This window comes from Clostridium sp. SM-530-WT-3G (assembly GCF_012843905.1).
Classification (GTDB): domain Bacteria; phylum Bacillota; class Clostridia; order Clostridiales; family Clostridiaceae; genus Clostridium.
This window is the reverse complement of sequence record NZ_JABAGC010000022.1, coordinates 1-18,664: the sequence shown is the minus strand read 5'-3', so window position 1 is coordinate 18,664 and position 18,664 is coordinate 1. Positions and strand designations below refer to the sequence as shown.

9 protein-coding genes and 1 pseudogene are annotated in these 18,664 nt (G+C 30.3%); all 10 read right to left on the bottom strand.

What is annotated here, in order from left to right; all coding sequences use genetic code 11:
• Positions 1-74 precede the first annotated feature (74 nt).
• A complete protein-coding gene (locus HF850_RS09245) occupies positions 75-473 on the bottom strand; it encodes a hypothetical protein (protein ID WP_169105155.1) in 399 nt (132 codons plus the stop codon).
• 194 nt (positions 474-667) lie between these two features.
• On the bottom strand, positions 668-2,896 hold the full coding sequence (locus HF850_RS09240) for an N-acetylmuramoyl-L-alanine amidase (RefSeq protein WP_169105154.1): 2,229 nt from the start codon (positions 2,894-2,896) through the stop codon (positions 668-670).
• A gap of 441 nt (positions 2,897-3,337) precedes the next feature.
• Complete coding sequence (locus HF850_RS09235; protein ID WP_169105153.1) at positions 3,338-5,611, bottom strand: N-acetylmuramoyl-L-alanine amidase; 2,274 nt, start codon at positions 5,609-5,611, stop codon at positions 3,338-3,340.
• A gap of 247 nt (positions 5,612-5,858) precedes the next feature.
• Positions 5,859-7,451, bottom strand: coding sequence for a peptide chain release factor 3 (locus HF850_RS09230; RefSeq protein ID WP_169105152.1), 1,593 nt, complete (start codon positions 7,449-7,451; stop codon positions 5,859-5,861).
• Positions 7,452-7,825: 374 nt separating this feature from the next.
• Positions 7,826-8,872, bottom strand: a complete 1,047-nt coding sequence (locus HF850_RS09225) for an InlB B-repeat-containing protein (RefSeq protein ID WP_169105151.1) — start codon at positions 8,870-8,872, stop codon at positions 7,826-7,828.
• Between the two features lie 51 nt (positions 8,873-8,923).
• Entirely contained in the window at positions 8,924-11,929 is a 3,006-nt protein-coding gene (locus HF850_RS09220) for an Ig-like domain-containing protein (RefSeq protein WP_169105150.1), read from the bottom strand.
• A 197-nt stretch (positions 11,930-12,126) separates the two neighbouring features.
• Entirely contained in the window at positions 12,127-13,977 is a 1,851-nt protein-coding gene (locus HF850_RS09215; RefSeq protein WP_243159451.1) for an N-acetylmuramoyl-L-alanine amidase family protein, read from the bottom strand.
• A 263-nt stretch (positions 13,978-14,240) separates the two neighbouring features.
• Positions 14,241-16,484 carry a cadherin-like beta sandwich domain-containing protein gene (locus tag HF850_RS09210; RefSeq protein ID WP_347564424.1) on the bottom strand — a complete coding sequence of 748 codons (2,244 nt, stop codon included), beginning with the start codon at positions 16,482-16,484 and terminating at the stop codon, positions 14,241-14,243.
• Positions 16,485-16,735: 251 nt separating this feature from the next.
• A complete protein-coding gene (locus HF850_RS09205) occupies positions 16,736-18,160 on the bottom strand; it encodes a cadherin-like beta sandwich domain-containing protein (protein ID WP_169105148.1) in 1,425 nt (474 codons plus the stop codon).
• 228 nt (positions 18,161-18,388) lie between these two features.
• Positions 18,389-18,664, bottom strand: a pseudogene (locus HF850_RS09200) (choline-binding protein A); the annotation flags it as partial.

Below are 18,664 nucleotides of genomic sequence, written 5' to 3'. Positions count from 1 at the left end.
AGATTTTCTATAATAATATACAACATAATTTTGATTTTTGGGTACCTTTTTTATTATTTTTCATAAATACATACTTACGATTTTCTCTTAAATTGTGTATTACATTTTGGACATGTAATAGTAATTTTTCCATACCCTCTTGGAACTCTTAATTTTTGCCTACAGTTTGGACACTTAAAATACTTATGTGTCTTACTACTCTCTAATTTCTGTTTATATAATTTAATCTTAGAAAGCGTAGAATTTTTAAATGCTAAATATTTATAATTTTCCTGTTGCCTTTTAAAAATATTCTTTGAAAATGTTCTATATATATAATAGAACATAGGTATATATGATAAAATTGATAAAAAACCTAGTGACTTTGGCAAAATAGTCGAAATTAAAACTAATATTAAGGCTAAAATAGCCAGTGCTGATGAAAATTGATCTACACCATATCTACCATACATAAATTTTCTTAACCAATTCATTTACTCACCTCAAAACCAATTTTAGTTATTAATTTTAATATATCACAGTTAAAATTATACTTCAAACTCACTCTTTATAATAATATTAAGAAGCATTTTCGCAGTTTGTTGCGAAAATGCTTCTTATAACATATCTTTAAATATATTAAAAATAGTAAGGATATAACCTATCCTTACTATTAATAATACTTATTTTACAAACTTCTTGCAATTGCTTCAGCTATACCATCTGCTAATAAATTCTGATAAGCTGGATTTGCACACTTAGATGCTTCATCTGCATTTGATATAAATCCTAATTCAACTAATACTGATGGCATTTTTGTATTTCTGCATACAAATAAACTTGAATCCTTAGCACCTCTATTATATGCTCCAGTTTTATTAACTATCGAATTATTGATATTTGTTGCAAAAGTTCTGCTTGTAGATACTTTCGTAGCATCATATGAACCACCAAATTTTGAATCTTGAGCTCTTGAACTATAGTAAGTTTCAACTCCATTTGCTGATTGTGCATCAGCTGAATTGTGATGTAAACTTACAAAGAAATCTGCATTTAAATTATTTGCCAAATTAACTCTATTAGTTAAACTTTGTGTTACAGGTAAAGTTTCTCTATTTGACTCTGTTCTTGTAAGAACTACTTTATATCCCTTTGATTCAAGCTTTGATTTTAATTTTAAAGCTGTCTGCATATTTAAATCTCTTTCAGAATATGTTATTCCATTATGAGTTGAATATGCTCCATCATCTCCTCCAAAATTATGACCTGGATCAATTACTATAAGTTTTGAAGTATTTGTATTCGTATTTACATTTACTTTATTACCCATAACTCCATCTGGACCTATTTGCCAGCCATCTATAACTGTATTTACAGCCATTTTACCTGTTGAAGGATCCATATAGTACCACTTACCACTTATTTGAGTCCAACCTGTAGCCATATCTCCAGAACTATAGTAGTAGTAATAACCCTTATCTCTTTCAAGCCATCCTGTTACCATTTTACCTGATGCTGGATCCATGTAATACCATTTACTATATGGCTTTATCCATCCTGTAAGCATAGCACCACTATTAACACTAAAGTAATACCAGTGACCACCAATTAAATCCCATCCTGTCACCATTTCTCCAGAGTTATAGAAGTAATACCAGTTTCCACCTTTTGCAAGCCAACCTGTTGCCATTACTCCATTGTCATACATGTAATACCAATTACCATTTGGTTTTATCCATCCTGTAAGCATAGCACCACTAGTATTAAAGTAATACCATTTACCACTTACTTCTACCCATCCAGTTCTCATAGCACCTGACTCATCAAAGAAATATGTACATCCATTTATACGGTAAAACCCTGTAACCATACTTCCATCACCTTGGAAATAGAACCATTTACCGCTGTATGGAGATTTAAACCAACCAGTTTTCATATCACCATTGCTTAAATCCATATAATACCACTTACCACCAAGTTGAGTCCATCCTTTTGCCATTGCTCCATTACTATACATATAGTACCAGTAACCATTAGGATTTATCCATCCTGTAGCTTTGCTTCCATCGGATTTGTAATAATACCAACTTGAGTTTTCATATCTCCATCCTATTGTAGATGAAATATTCTTTTCACTTACTGTTGGAACCTTCATTGGTTCTGAAACTGTTGGTCCTGCTGGTGCTGGAGTATCCTCTGGCTTAACAACAACCACCTCAGAATTATTACTTGAGTTAGAATTACTTCCTGAGTTGTTACTTGATCCATTATTGTAATTAGGCTGATCTTTATCTTGATCATTTGTAGAATTATTTACATTACCTGATGACACCAATAAATCATTGTATAACTTATTAACATCTTCTCCATACGTAACACTTGGAGCCCACTTGCCACCAAGTGAATTAACAGTTGTTGCTTTTCCTTTAATAGTTGCAAAATGTCTTGGATCATATGTATTGAGCTTAGGATAACCATTTGCTCCTGCATAAAGTGCCAAATGATCTAAGTGAGCTTGAACACCTTCATCCCATGAGTTAAATCTTTGATGAGCATCTGGATCATAATCTCCACCACCTGAACTCTTCTTAAGTCCACATGGGTTATGATAACTTTCATCTAAAACCCCACCAAATTTTCCGTATCCAGTTTCTTTAGCTGCTTGAACATAAGCAATTCCTGGATTAACATTACCGCATTTTTCTGCATACTTCCAATACAAATCTGCCAAACTAATAAAAGTATCTGTTGCACCTTTTGATTTTGCCCATTCTTTTGCCTGTTTTGCTGTAACTGGTGTATTAGAAATTATATTAATATCACTTAACGTATCAGCCTGTACCTTTATAGACGGCAAAAAGGTTAATATCATGGCAAATGCAAGAAAAAATGCTGCAATTCTCTTTCTTGTATTCAAACCAATTTTCCCCCGTTCCCTGTTTCTATATTACTAAACATAAATTTATAAATAACAAAATAAAATTACTTAAAAAATATGAATTGTTTGACTAATTTCAAAATTATATTTTCTAACTAATTTAAATTTTTGATAGTTATTTTATGTTTACATAATACTATACAAGTATAACATCTATTTTCGGTACTTTATACGATAAATTTGACTTTTTTCTTAAGTTTTTTTCAAAAAAATTATACCTACACTTTATTATTATGTAAAAATATACATTTTTTATCTTTAATATATTGGAATATATGTTTTATTTTTTTAATAAACTTAACATATTACAAAAATGCAGCTATACGAATTTTAAAGCTACAAACTTATTTAATTCATATAACTGCATTTAAATTTAATATATTATTTATTATTTTCAATAATTCATATTGAAAATAATAATTAAAAATTAGACTCTATAACTTCAGCAATTGCTTCTGCAACTTTCTGCTGACTTACTGGATCTGCACATCTCTTAGCTTCTTCTTTATTAGTAATAAATCCTGTTTCAACTAAGACTGCTGGCATCTTTACATTTCTACATACATAAAGGTTTTGATCTTTTACACCTCTATTTACTAAGTTTAACTTGTTAGAAATATTATTGTTAATTGATGTTGCAAGACGTTTACTAGTTGCAATTCTTGAACTATCATATTTTCCACCAAATGCACTATCTTGGGATCTATCACTATAAAGTGTTTCTATACCTTGAGCTGTTTCTCCAGCTGAATTATGATGGATACTTATAAATAAAACTGCATCTGAATTATTTGCTTTATTAACTCTATATGAAAGACTTTCAACTAATGATGAGAACGAAGGCTTTTCACCTAATTCTCTTGTCATAATAACATTATATCCTCTGTTTTGAAGTTCTTTCTTTAGTTTATCAGCTACTTGTATATTTAAATCACTTTCACTGTATTTAATGCCATCTAATGTAGTTTCTGAACCATAATCCTTTCCATAATCATGTCCAGCATCAACATAAATTGTTTTACCATTTCCTGTTGAAGGCTTAAATGGTGTGTTTGGACCTTGACTTGGATTCTGATTTGGTTTTGTGCTATTACTTCCACTCGAACTTGATACTTTAGATCCTCTCTTACCATTTGAGCCTATTTTATATCCATCAACTGTCGTATTAGTAAGCATTCTACCTGTAGCTGGATCAAGATAATACATATCGCCATTAGATGTTACCCATCCTTTTGCCATAGCTCCATTTGCATTTAAGAAGTACCATGAACTACCTAACTTAAGCCATCCTTTGGCCATAGCTCCATTATCATATAAATAATATGAAGTACCTCTATCATTTATCCATCCAGTTGCCATAGCTCCACTATTATTAAAATAGTACCAGTTATTATTGATAGACTTCCATCCTTTTTCCATAGCTCCGCTACTATTGAACGAGTAAATTTCTCCATCAATTTTATTTAGACCAGTTACCATACTTCCATCACCTTGAAGGTAATACCATGTATTATTTTCTTTATACCATCCTATAGTAACTCGACCATTACTTTGCATGTAATACCACTTGTTATTTATTTTTTTCCATCCTGGAGTTGTATTCATTGCACCAGAGGATTCTAAATAATAAAGATGACTTCCATCATGCTGAATACCTGTTTCCATAACACCAGTCTTCATATTCATGAAATACCATCTACCACCAACAAGCTTCCATCCTTTAGCCATTGCCCCTGATGATTCTAGGTAATACCAGTTATTATTCAACTTAAGCCATCCAGTTTTCATTTCACCTGTTTCACTATCTAAGTAATACCAATTAGAATCAGGCTTAATCCAACCTACTGCCTTTATTCCATCTTCTTTATAGTAATACCATTTTCCATTTTCCAACTTCCAACCCTTTGATGAAGTTATTAATGGTTTATCATCTGATTCAGAGTTATTTGTTTCAGGCTTTACTTCTCCTAAAACTGAATTCACCTTTAAATCTTCTGGTTTTTTTTCTACTGAACCTGGATTTGGTTCTTCATTTGATGAACTATCAGGACTCTCAACGTCTACACTTGAATTATTATTATTTGAAGAACTATATTTTACTCCAGCATAATCCATAAGATTCATATATAGTTTTCCTACTTCTTCACCATATGTGCTACTTGGTGCCCATCTAGTGCTTAGTTCATTTGTTGTATTTGCTTTACCCTTGATTGTTACAAAGTGTCTTGGGTCATATGTATTATCCTTTGGATATCCTTTCGCACCTGCATATAGTGCTAAATGATCCATATGCGCTTGAATTCCTTCATCCCATGAATTAAATTTCTGATGCGCATTCTTATCATAATCGCCTCCACCTGCACTTGTTTTTAGTCCACATGGATTGTGATAACTCTCATCCAACACCCCACCGAATCTTCCATAACCAGTTTCCTTTGCTGCTTGTACATATGCAATTGCAGGATTTACATCTCCACACTTATCTGAATACTTCCAGTAAAGTTCTGCTAAATTTGCAAAAGTATCAGTTGCACCTTTTGACTTAGCCCAATTTTTAGCTTGCTTCGCAGTAACTTTTGTACTTGATATAATATCAAAATCAGTAGTAGCTGCCTGTACACCTTTAATCGGAACTAAGCTTACAATCATAGCTAATATAACTACAAGTGTAATAAGTTTCTTTTTAATATTCAAAACTTTCCTCCACCTCCCTCACATCATTTTACCAAAATAACACATATTTTTAAAGGTATTAAATACTATTTATATGTTATTTTTTCATTAATCATAATTTTGGTTTTATATAATACAATGAAAATAGCAGCAAAGTTTGATTATTTTCAATCAATACTCTACTGCTACTTTTATAAATAACTTATAGTCAATTTAATTAATATTAACTATTATTTATTAGCATTAATTTTCATTTTGACTAATAAAATTAATCATTCTTACCTACTGCTGATAATACTAAGCCATCATTATGTTCTAGAGCCCAGTTAATACCCCAGTCATTTTGGAATATAAGAAGATTTCTATCTTTCATGTCTTTAACTTTCTTAGTATCAGAAGTTAAGTTTAACTTATCCATATCAATATTTTGATCTTCTATCCATCTTACATATCTATAGTCTAATCTATCCATCTTAATTTCAACGTTATATTCGCTCTTTAATCTATATTCAAGAACTTCAAATTGAAGTACACCTACAACTCCAACTATTATTTCTTCCATACCTATATGGATTTCTTTAAATACTTGGATAGCTCCTTCTTGAGCAATTTGTGTACATCCCTTTATGAATTGTTTTCTCTTCATTGTATCTACAGGACGAACTCTCGCAAAATGTTCTGGTGCGAAAGTTGGAATACCTTCAAATTTAAATTTCTTTGATGGTGAACATAATGTATCACCAATTGAGAATATACCTGGATCAAATACACCGATTATATCTCCTGCATATGCCTCTTCAACAATTTCTCTATTTTCAGCCATAAATTGTTGTGGTTGAGCAAGCTTAATCTTCTTACCACCTTGCATATGATATACATCTTCACCTTTTTCAAATTTACCTGAACATATTCTCATAAAAGCAATTCTATCTCTATGAGCTTTATTCATGTTTGCTTGAATCTTAAATACAAATGCAGAAAACTTATCATCAAATGGATCTATATCTCCAATATCTGAGTGTCTTGCAAGTGGTGATGTAGTCATTTCAAGGAAATGTTCAAGGAATGGTTCAACACCAAAGTTAGTTAAAGCTGATCCAAAGAACACAGGCGTTAACTGACCACTTCTTACTGCTTCAATATCTAACTCATCTCCAGCAATATCTAAAAGTTCAATATCCTCCATTAATTTATCATGAAGAGCATCTCCCAATATTTCTCTGAATTTAGGATCATTTACATCTCCTTCAATAGCATTTACTTCGTTTTGACCATGATTACCACCATTAAATGCTATTATTCTCTTGTTATCTCTTTCATAAACACCTTTAAAGTCCTTACCAGAACCGATTGGCCAGTTCATAGCATATGTCTTTATTCCAAGTTCATTTTCAATATCATCAAGTAATTCAAATGGATCTTTTGCTTCTCTATCCATCTTATTTACAAACGTGAATATTGGCATTTCTCTAAGTGATGCAACTTGGAATAGTTTTCTTGTTTGATCTTCTATACCTTTAGCAGCATCAACAACCATAACAGCTGAGTCAGCCGCCATTAAAGTTCTATATGTATCTTCTGAGAAGTCTTGATGTCCTGGAGTATCAAGAATATTTATACAATGTCCACCATAATTAAATTGCATTACAGATGAAGTAACTGAGATACCTCTTTGCTTTTCTATTTCCATCCAGTCAGAAACAGCATGCTTAGATGCTTTTCTAGCTTTAACAGAACCTGCAAGTCTTATAGCTCCTCCATATAATAGGAACTTTTCAGTTAATGTTGTTTTACCAGCATCGGGATGGGATATAATTGCAAAGGTTCTTCTCTTTTCAATTTCTTTTATATAATCAGCCAAAGCTAAATCCTCCATTCATTTTAAATTAATATATAAATAAAAATAGACTAATATAATTATCCATACAATAATCTTAAATTAATCTTTTGTCAATTTTAATTTAGTATCTAAATTTTAACCGTCAATTGCCTAAAATATTATAGCACATTCACATTTTTATGTATATAAATATAAACTGTACATTAAATAACATTTATTCAACAATATTATATGCTAAATATAACAATAGTTTATATTGAAATTTATTTACATATGTCAAATTAATATAATTTGTGCAAGAATACAAATTAGAATTTACATTCTAAAATAGGAGCATAAAAATGCTCCTTTTTACAAAATCCTAAAATTCAATGTATTAAGACTATGATTTAATTTTACTCTATAAGTATTTTTCTTTCTGCATATGCTCCATCCTTTGATTTAGCAACTACTGTAATAAATCCTTGTGATGTAGTTGTAAGAACTCCATTACTACTAATAGTAGCCTTTCCTCCAGTAGTTGATGGCTGAATTGACCATTCTACTTTTCTATCTGTAGCATTACTTGGAGTAACTATTGCAGATAACTGTACTTTACTATCATTAGAAATTGTGGCTACTCCTGAACTACTAACATTACCTGGCACTTTTATATTTATTGAAGTAACTTTAATTATTTCATTTTCAGCATCTGTATTATTATCCTTTTTACGCTCCCATTGAGCATATAAAGTTATATCCTTAGTCAACGTTATTAATTCATCTGCTTTATATGACTTTCCATCACCATCTTCATCAGTATTCCACTCAACAAAGTTATAACCATTTTTACTTGGCTCATATATTCTTGCTTTTTCATCAGCATTAAATTTTCTTACTTCTAATATATTATCTTTATCCTTATAAGTAATTTTATACTCTATTGTTTTTTCTTGACCATCTGAAGGTAATTCATTTGTTATCCCAACATTTGTATTTATAATCTGACTAGGTATGAATGGTACTGTAGGAGTTCCAAAGTAATCAAAAGCAATCTTTGGCATAGGTATATCATTTCCAATACATGCCCCATTATCAGCAAAATTATATTCCTTTCCGTTTACGACTGCTAAACCAACTTGCATATCTCCACTATTTGACATAAGATAAACTTTACCTTCAACTTGTATTACGCCAGTCTGCATTACTCCATTTCCATCGAGATAATACCACTTTCCACCATCATTTATCCAACCTGTCATCATATACCCATTAGAATTAAAATAATACCACTTTCCATCTATCCATTTCCAGCCTGTAGCTAAATGATAGCCATCACTATATGCCCATCCGCCATAGTAATTACTTATCCATGCAGCAGATGCCTTCTTAGGCATTGCTGCAATAGCTGTAATTGAAATCAAACTAAATGCAATTAATCTATTTATTAATTTAGACTTCATTTTTCCTCCTAATTCTATAAATAAATAATAGTTTAAAATCTATTCTTTATTCTAATTATTTTGTGTAGTCCCCTGTGTATTGTTCTGAATTGGTGCTTTAGGTGAAACCTTAATTATATTATGTGCTTCTTTTCCACTACCATCTAATGCTCTTACTGTAACAGATATATCTACAGGACCAGATATATCCCCTATTCTCTTTATTTCTAAATATCCACTATCACTTATTTTTGCCACTAAATTTTTATTAGAAGATTTACATTCCCATTTATATTTACTATAGGCATCTATATTGGATGTAGCTGTCATTTGAATAAATCCAGTTTCATCTTTATCTAGTTCTATGTTATACTTATCTGCTTTTAAATCTATATCTGTAGTTATAGGTAAAATTCTAACAATTCTATGTGTTTCTCTACCTGTTTTATGTTTTGCAATTACTTTCACATCTCCAGTTTTTACAGCTAAAAATGATTTTTTTGAAACATTTCCAATTGATTGATTTTGATTGTTACTGCCAAGGTTGTCTAATCTAACTTCTGCATCTCCATTAATATTTTCAACACTCCAAATAATATCACTTCCTAGTGCATCTGAAGGATTTATTATTGCTTCAAAATCAATATCTTTACCTTCTGCAACCACATAATCAATTCCTTGTACGTATGGAACTAAGCCTGTTTTAGAACTTAACATTATAGATGTGGCAGTTCTTATAGCATTAATATCTTTACTCGTAGATATTCCTGCTCCATTATCTGCTGATGCAATCACTCTAAATTTACCTGGATTTATAACTTCTAGCACATATTTATTATTTTCTTTACTCTTTTCCTTAACAAAATCTTTTCCTTCTGCAATTAACCATGTTATCTTTTTGTTAGTTGCTGCATCATCGACAGAAGCATCAAATTCTATTGTGTCACCTGTATATACTTCAAAATGGTCTTCTGGTTTTACTTCTATGTCAATTCCATTCCTCTTTATTGTAATTTTATCTATATTAATAGACGTAGCTTTCACAGGTTGTCCTGAAATTTTAACCTTTAATTCTCCATAAACTTTAGAATTGTCTTTTGCAGTTGCTCTGATAGTTATATTTCCATCCTTTTTAGGAGTTAATGTTGGATGTAAATCATTTGTTGAGCTGAGTGTTGCAATAACTGAATCATCATTAGAATCTTCATTTACAATACTCCATTCAACACCTTTAGTTTCAGTATCATTTGGACCAAGCTTAGCACTTAAATTCAACACTTGTCCCTCTTTTATAATTTCAGCTTCTCTTACTAAAGTAGCCCCATTTCCTGTGTTGTCTTGGCTTTCTTTACTTACTTGCTTTCCAGTATCATCTGTAGCAATTATTTCAACACTTTCTGCATCTTGAATCACACGAACTGTTCTACTTGAATATATTTGAGGATTTTTCTTGCTTACAGCTTTAACTTCAATTTCTCCTTTTTCATCTGTACCAGTTAATATAATTTTAGTATTAGATTCTTTATTAAACTTAACATCTTCTCCTTTATTTACTCCACTTATGTACTTAGCACTCCACTCTAATTCACTTTGTTCATTAGATAAATCAGTATTAGGTGTAAGGAATGCATTGAATTCAATAGTCTTTCCTTTTGATACTTTGTAAATATTATTATTTGTAGCTATATTTATACGTTCTAATTTAGGTTGTTGATTTGTTATAGTTATAATATATGGCTCACTAATTTTTCCTGAACCATCAATAGCTTTAGCAACTACTTCTACTTCACCATTTGCAATAGCTGTAATAAGACCAGTTTCTTCATCAATTGATGCATACTTGCTTCCACTATTAATTATCCACCTAATATTATTGTTACTTGCATTATCCGGTTTAATTTCAGCTACTAATTGAGCTGTTCCACTATCAATATCTATTGATTTTGGTCCAGTAATAGTAATAGATTCTACTAAGTTTTTAGCTTCAATAACATTTATTACATAATCCTTTGATCTAATCTCTGGATTATCTTCTGCTTCAGCATAAACAGTTACAGTACCAGTCTTTATACCTTCTATAATGCCAGTATTATTATCAATTACAGCTTCTCCAGTCCCATTAATAATATTCCATTTAACATTCGTATTAGTTGCACTAGAAGGTTTAATATTTGCAATTAATTGCACCCTATTTCCTACTTCAACTTCATTTTCTCCCTCTATAGAAATAGATGATATAGGAGTTACTTCTGCTTCCTGTTTATAAACTGCATATAGATTTAAGTCAGAATGTACTCTTATTTGATCATCCTCATTATATCCATTTCCTGAACCATCTCTCTTAGTATTCCATTCAATAAATTTAAAGCCTTCTCTTTTATTTGCATCAATTATATCTACTGAATTACCTTCTTTTACAGTCATTTTATCAATCTCATCACCATTATAGTCTCTAAAGGTTACTGTAAACTTTCTTATAGGAGCATCAAAATCACCTACTTCACTAGTATCAACAAGTTTTTGCATATTCATAGACTCAATTGGGGATATATTATTTTCAGATAATGATGAATTTGATTGTACACAGTTTCCAAATGCATCAAAAACTTTATCTGGTTCTGGAACTCTTGCTCCAACTACACTTCCATCATTTGCAATTGTATAAAATTGTCCATCAATAATCATATTTTTTGTCTGCATTACTCCATTATCAGCAAAGCAATATGTTTTTCCGTTAATTTTAATAATTCCAGTCTGCATTATTCCAGCAGAATTAGAATAATACCAGTTATTATTGAAATTTATCCATCCAGTTTTAAGTGCTCCACCTTCATCTAAGAAATACCATGCATCATTATATTTAATCCATCCTTTTTGCATAACACCATTATTATCAAAATAATAAATAACATTATTAATTTTTTTCCATCCAAATGAAAAGCCACTTCCATCATTAAAATAATAATTTCCTTGACTATCAACTCTCCATTGACCATTTGCTCTAAATGAGGTTCCACTAAATAATGTTGTAGTAATTACAGTACCAGTTATCAGTTTAAGTATGAGATTTCTCTTCATAAAAAATATCCTCCCTAAAATTATTGATATTACTTCAAATTTATAAAATCTAGACTTCTATCCATAGGATTTTTAAGTTATTATACAAATTTTACATTTTATTTCTATTATCGAATGAAACCTCTTCAACTAAATACTAATAAAAAAATGATATCTTAAAACCATTTTATGATTTTAAGATATCATTAAATTTATTTCTATACTAATGCTCCATTACTATTGAATGTATATTTAGTTCCATCTATATATCTGTTTCCTGTAACCATCATTCCATTTACATTGAAATAATACCAATTTCCATTAGAATATGCCCATTCGTTTTTCTTCATCTTACCTGAACTAGTATCTAAATAGCACCAGCCACCATTACAAGGTACCCATCCAGTTTGCATAGCTCCATTACTATCGGCATAATACCAATTTCCATCAGCTCTAAACCAACCTGTTTCCATTTGAGCACTTTCTTTTTTGAAATGATACCAGTTTCCATTTATATATTCCCAGTCATTTGCAGCAGCACCATTACCTTTTACATAACGCCATTTGCTATCATTATCATATAAAATCCATTGTGAAGAAGCCATAGCACCATTTCCTGGATTAAAATAATACCAGTAATCATCAACTTTAAACCATTCCTTAGCCATCTTTCCATCAGCTTTTAGATAATACCAATTACCTCCATAATTAAGCCATTGAGATTTTTCTACAGCACCATCAGCACCCAAGAAATACCAATCCTCTCCATCTTGTACCCATTGTGAAAATAACTCATATCCTTTTTTCTTATCAAAATAGCATTTCTTTCCGTCAACAATCTGCCATCCTGTTTCCATAGCACCATCTATTCTATTGAAATAATAAGTCTTTCCATTAATTGTTTGAGGTCCTTTTAGACTTATTCCATCTTCATCATAGTAATAGATATATCCATCTCTCTTACCCCAGCCTGGCTCATTATCAAATCTATCAAAGACTTTGTCCCAAGCATCATCAACATCATCACTCTTATCATTTAACGAATCTGCTAAATCATTAAGAGAATCTGATAAATCTCCAACAGCATCTGTTATATTACCAACAGTATCTGTTATATTACCAACAGTATCTTTTACATCATTGATTATATCTTTTATTCCAGTTGATTGAATTATAGATCCTAAATTATTTTTAATTGCATCTATAAGAGCATTCTTAATATCATTGGTCATCGGACTATCATTTGATATATATATTGGTTCTCCAGTAGCTTTAGCCATTGCTGCTCCAATATTTCCTCCTACAAAATAGCCTTTGTCCTTAACTGTAGTTCCGTTAATTGCTGTAAAAGGATAAATTGGTACTTGTGTATTGTTATATGATAATGCCATATCATACACTGCTTTATAAACAACAGGTTTAATATTATTATTAATGTAATCATCACTCATACTATCAATTACAGAATTAATATCAATGTTATTTATAATAGTATTCATTAAAGTTTGATTTCCTTGTAAAAATGCAATTATATCATTGATATTAATACTATTAATAGTATCATTAAGTTTTCCAGCTGCAACAATTTGTTGAACCATACCTGCCGCCTGCTCTTCGCTCATCCCTTTGCTCATCAGATTTTTAATTATTATCCCTTTGGCCAACTCAGGATTTGCTTGTAGATAGCTTTTAACAACATTAGGATTTTGTTGTAAATATCCTAATACAATATTAGGATCCTTTTGTAAAGTTCTCTTTACTAAATCTGGATCTGCTTTCAAAATTTTTCTAATATTAGAAGGCGAACTGCATACATTAGTAGCTATAGTATTAGCTATAGTATCATTTATTACTATAGGCACATATACAGGATTTCCAACTTGAATAGTACATCCTGGATATACGCTTTGTATTATAGATGCATCTCCTTGATTTGAACTTGTTCCTGCATCGGAATTACTATTAACAGCTGCATTTGCAGCAGTATTCATTAATCCTGTAGGCACTATACTTGTAATAGCCGTTGCTAATAGTATTAACGAACATGTCTTTTTTACTCTTTTTATCATAATATCCCTCCCAAACTATACTAACATTATATCACTTATACTAATCAGTTTAAATAATTTATGACCAAAATTCATTTTTTACTTACCACAAGATATCACTATAAAAATATAAATATCTAAACTATTTTAATGTGTCTTCGTAAAAATATATTTAATTGAAGTTAAATATTATAACCAAACACTTCACTTTAATATAATTTCCTACGCAATAAAAGAATCTTCCTAAATACATATTGTATTTAGAGAAGATTCTTTTTTAATTATTATGCATTACCTAAGTTTATCCACTTTCCATCAAGGAACATCATTCCTGTTTTCATTGCTCCTGACGAATCAAAGTAGTATTTTTTCCCGTCTATTGTTTGCCAACCTATTTTCATTTGGCCATCTTCACCAAAGTAATACCATACTCTTCCATCAAATAACCAGCCAGTTCTCATACTTCCATCATCATTTAGATAATATTTGTTCTTATCATATGTTATCCAGCCTTTTTGCATAATACCTGTGTCAGACATATAATACCAATTCCCACCATATTGATGCCATCCTGTCTGCATTTCTCCAAGTTCATTAAACAAGTACCAATTACCATCGTACATTGCCCATCCATTAGTCCTTAGAGCACCGTTTCCTTGCAGATAGTACCAATATCCTTTATCATAAATCCAACCAGTTTGCATAATTCCATCTGAATTAAAGTAATACCATATTCCCCCTATAAGCTTCCATCCAGTTTGCTTATAGCCGTTAATGTCCATATAGTACCATAAGTTATCATATTTAACCCAGTCATTTTTAACCTTAACACCATACCCATTATAATATGTCCATTGATCGCCTTCTACAACCCATTGATACTTTCCTTCTACTTTATCTCTAATTATACTCAAAGAATAAGTTGTATGTGAAGTCCCATCTTCTGCTATCACTTCAACTTTAACATTATTAACACCAAGATTAAGTTTTATCTTATCTGATTGGCCAGTCTTATATTCAACACCATTAATTTTTACAACTGCTTTATCATTTTGAGTAGAAAATTTTAATCTTACGTTATCAATATTTCTAGCAACAGTAACACTATAAAGATAAATTTCTGGATCAAATATTGGATTTAATTTTCCATCACTTACAGATAAACTACTTAAATTAGCATTATTTTTTGGATATCTTCTTGTTATATTAACAGTATATGTCTGCTTATTATTTTTTGTATCTGTAACAGTTATGGTAATAATGTTTCCACCTTCATCTAAATTAATATAAGGTGATGTAGCTCCACTTGGAACCACTTTTCCATCAATTTTTATTGTCGAGTTTTTATCCTCTGCAATTGGCTTAACTCCAATTGATGTAACATTATTATCTACTATTGTAGTGTACTCATAAATACCCTTATTAAATACTGGACTTAATGTACCACTTGTCAAAGTTAATCCTGTAAGCTGATTACTTCTAAATTGTTCTGTTCTTATTACTGTAATAGTATATACATTTACATCTTTATCTGAAGTAACAGTTATTGTAATGTTGTTTTTTCCTTCTTGCAAGCTAATATCTGGACTCTTCTTCCCACTTGATACAGTTGATTTATTTACCTTAATTGTTGAGGAATTATCAACTGTAACTGGTGTAAATGATATTTTTTCTTGTGTAGTTGGAACAGTAACTTCATAATCAAATATTTGAGAATTAAATGCTGGAGATAACTTTCCAAATGACGGTGTTAAAGATTTAAGCAACGCCTGTCCTTTTTTGTTTAATACTAAAGTATATATTTTAGAAATTCCATTACTTGAAACAATTATATTAAACTCATTTCTCCCACCAACTAAATCTACACTTTTTCCACTGTGACCTTCAATTTTAAAATCCATTGCTAATCCACTTGAATTAATTAATTGAATAGATGCTTTTTCATATTTAGAATCTATAGGTCCTTGTACATATTCACCATTAGAATTTGTAACTCCAAACTCAATAGAGTCAGTATATGTAGATCCCTGTCCTGAATATGTAATTGATATCTTTTTAAACTCTAATGAAGAATCTCCTCTAAAATCTATATTAATATCATAAGAAGTTTCTATACCTTCTGAATTTGCTATTTTTACAGTAAGTACAAAAGCACTATAGTCCTTAATATTTACTAATGCATACTTCTTTTTGTCATTACTCTCAGTTACAGAAAGCTCCATATTATTGGGCTTTTTAACATCTACTAAAGTATATCCCTCTTCTGCTTCCAATGTATATTTTTTTGCCATTTGAAGCTGTCTAATAACATATTTACTTTTATTATCAGCAGCCTTATCAACTATTCTAATATCTCCATTCTCATCACCTACACGAAATATAAGGCCTGGAATTTGCGTGCCTTCATTTCCTGGTGTCACTGTAGCTGCTCTAACACTCTTTATATTGCTTACCTGCATTAGACTAAAAATCATTGCAAATGCAAGTAAAAAAGACATTATTCTTTTCAATTTTCCACTTTCTTTCACCAATAATTCCTCCCATTTACTTGTCAACATTAGAAATGACATTAACATATCATAGCTTTATTATCGTATGCTTTGAAACTTTCTTTATCCTCATACTCACTTAATCAAAAATTTCATAATAAACTATATTTTCGTATACCATCAAAAGTTATTTATGAATATAATTTTCCATGCAAAAATAAAAAGAGATTATAAATCTAAAAAGTTTAGTTCTATAATCTCTTTAATCCTTTATATATTTTAGTTGAAAATTATACAAAATTTACAGATCCGTCATCATTAAAATAATAAGTGTATCCATCTATTTCCTTAGTAGTCTTATTCATAGTTCCATCTTCATTAAAATAATAATATTTATCATTTTTGAAAAGCCATCCACATCTCATAGTTCCAGAATAATTAATATAGTACCAATTTGACTTATAATATAACCAATCTCCAGTTCTCATACTACCATCTGGATTCATGTAATACCACTCATCTTTATAGTAATACCATCCTGTTTTCATAGAACCATCTTCATTAAGTAAATACCACTTTTTATCGTATAACATCCAACCTGTCCTCATTTGACCATTCACAGAAAAGTAATACCATATACCATTAATTTTCTTCCATCCTGTCACCATTGAACCATCATCATTTAAGAAATACCAGTTTCCATTCTCATAAATCCATCCGGTTTTCATCATACCATAATAGTTCAAATAATACCAATGATTATCAGTATACACCCAACCTGTCTGCATCTTTCCATCTGTACCAAGATAATAGTATGCATTATCATAAACTTCATACCATCCTGTTTGCATATTTCCCCTATTATCTAAATAATAATACCCATTAGTTTTCTTATCATAAAACCACTGATTTTTCAAAGGTTTTCCTTCACTATTATTATATCTATATCTTCCATTTACTATTACCCACTGATTAGGCTTTAATATAGAATTTACATAACCTTCAACATCTGGAGTTACTGGAATCCCAACATAAATATTTAATGTATAAGTATTTTCCATAGAAGTTTGTTTATCTATTAATCGTATTCTTACTATATATTTTCCTAATCCATCAAATTTAATTTTAATTGATTTACTAGGATCAATTTCTTTCCCATTAATCTCTACCTCATAGTTTTCATCAACTGTAAATAGCTCAAGAACTATATTATTATCTTTTTTATCACGTTCTATATTATAAATATTTACTTTTTGATTATATCCAATTTCATTATAATCAATTTTTATATTATCAAAGAAAACAGCATTCTTTCCGCCTCTATATACGTATACAGTATAAGTTGTTTTAGATCTATTGTAACAATCTATAACATCTATAGTTATCTTATTCTTACCATAAACCAAATCTATATCTGCTCTATAATTATCTTCTTTTGCTGTTAAAACTCCATTTACATATACATTATCATTAGTAAATGAAGGTCTAGCCTTTACTGTTATTTCATCTACACTTTCTCTTACTTCTGTGATATAGGTATATTTATTACTTGAAAAATTTAAATCTTCTCCCTCACTAAGTCGTAAATACTTAAGATATGAATTAGTATCAACTGAAGCATTAGCTTGGCTAATATTTAAAATATTAAGTATATTCAGCACAAATATTATAAGTATAAATCTTATAACAAAATATATAGCTTTTTTCTCCCTCATATCTACCTCCTTATTTACTACTTAATAAACAAACTAGAGTTTTTCAATAACATTCAGCCTATATTTTATATTATCATTCCATATAAGAAGTGTAAATATTGCCATAATGAATATGATATTAAATTTTTCTTAAATTTTTTATGAAACATATACAAAAAATCCCACATATTTATTATATGCAGGATTTTTCAAAGTAATAATATAAATAAATTTTATTATTTTAGATGATTATCTAACCCAAGCTCCGTCAGCACCTAAAACATAACCATTTACAGTTGTGTTTGTAACCATTGCCCCGTCAGAACCCATGTAGTACCATTTTCCGCTTACTGGAGATTGTATCCAACCAGTCATCATATCACCATTTGATGGGTTCATGTAGAACCATTTTCCGCTGTATGGAGATTGTACCCAACCAGTTTGCATGTCACCATTTGATGGGTTCATGTAGAACCATTTTCCGCTGTATGGAGATTGTACCCAACCAGTTTGCATGTCACCATT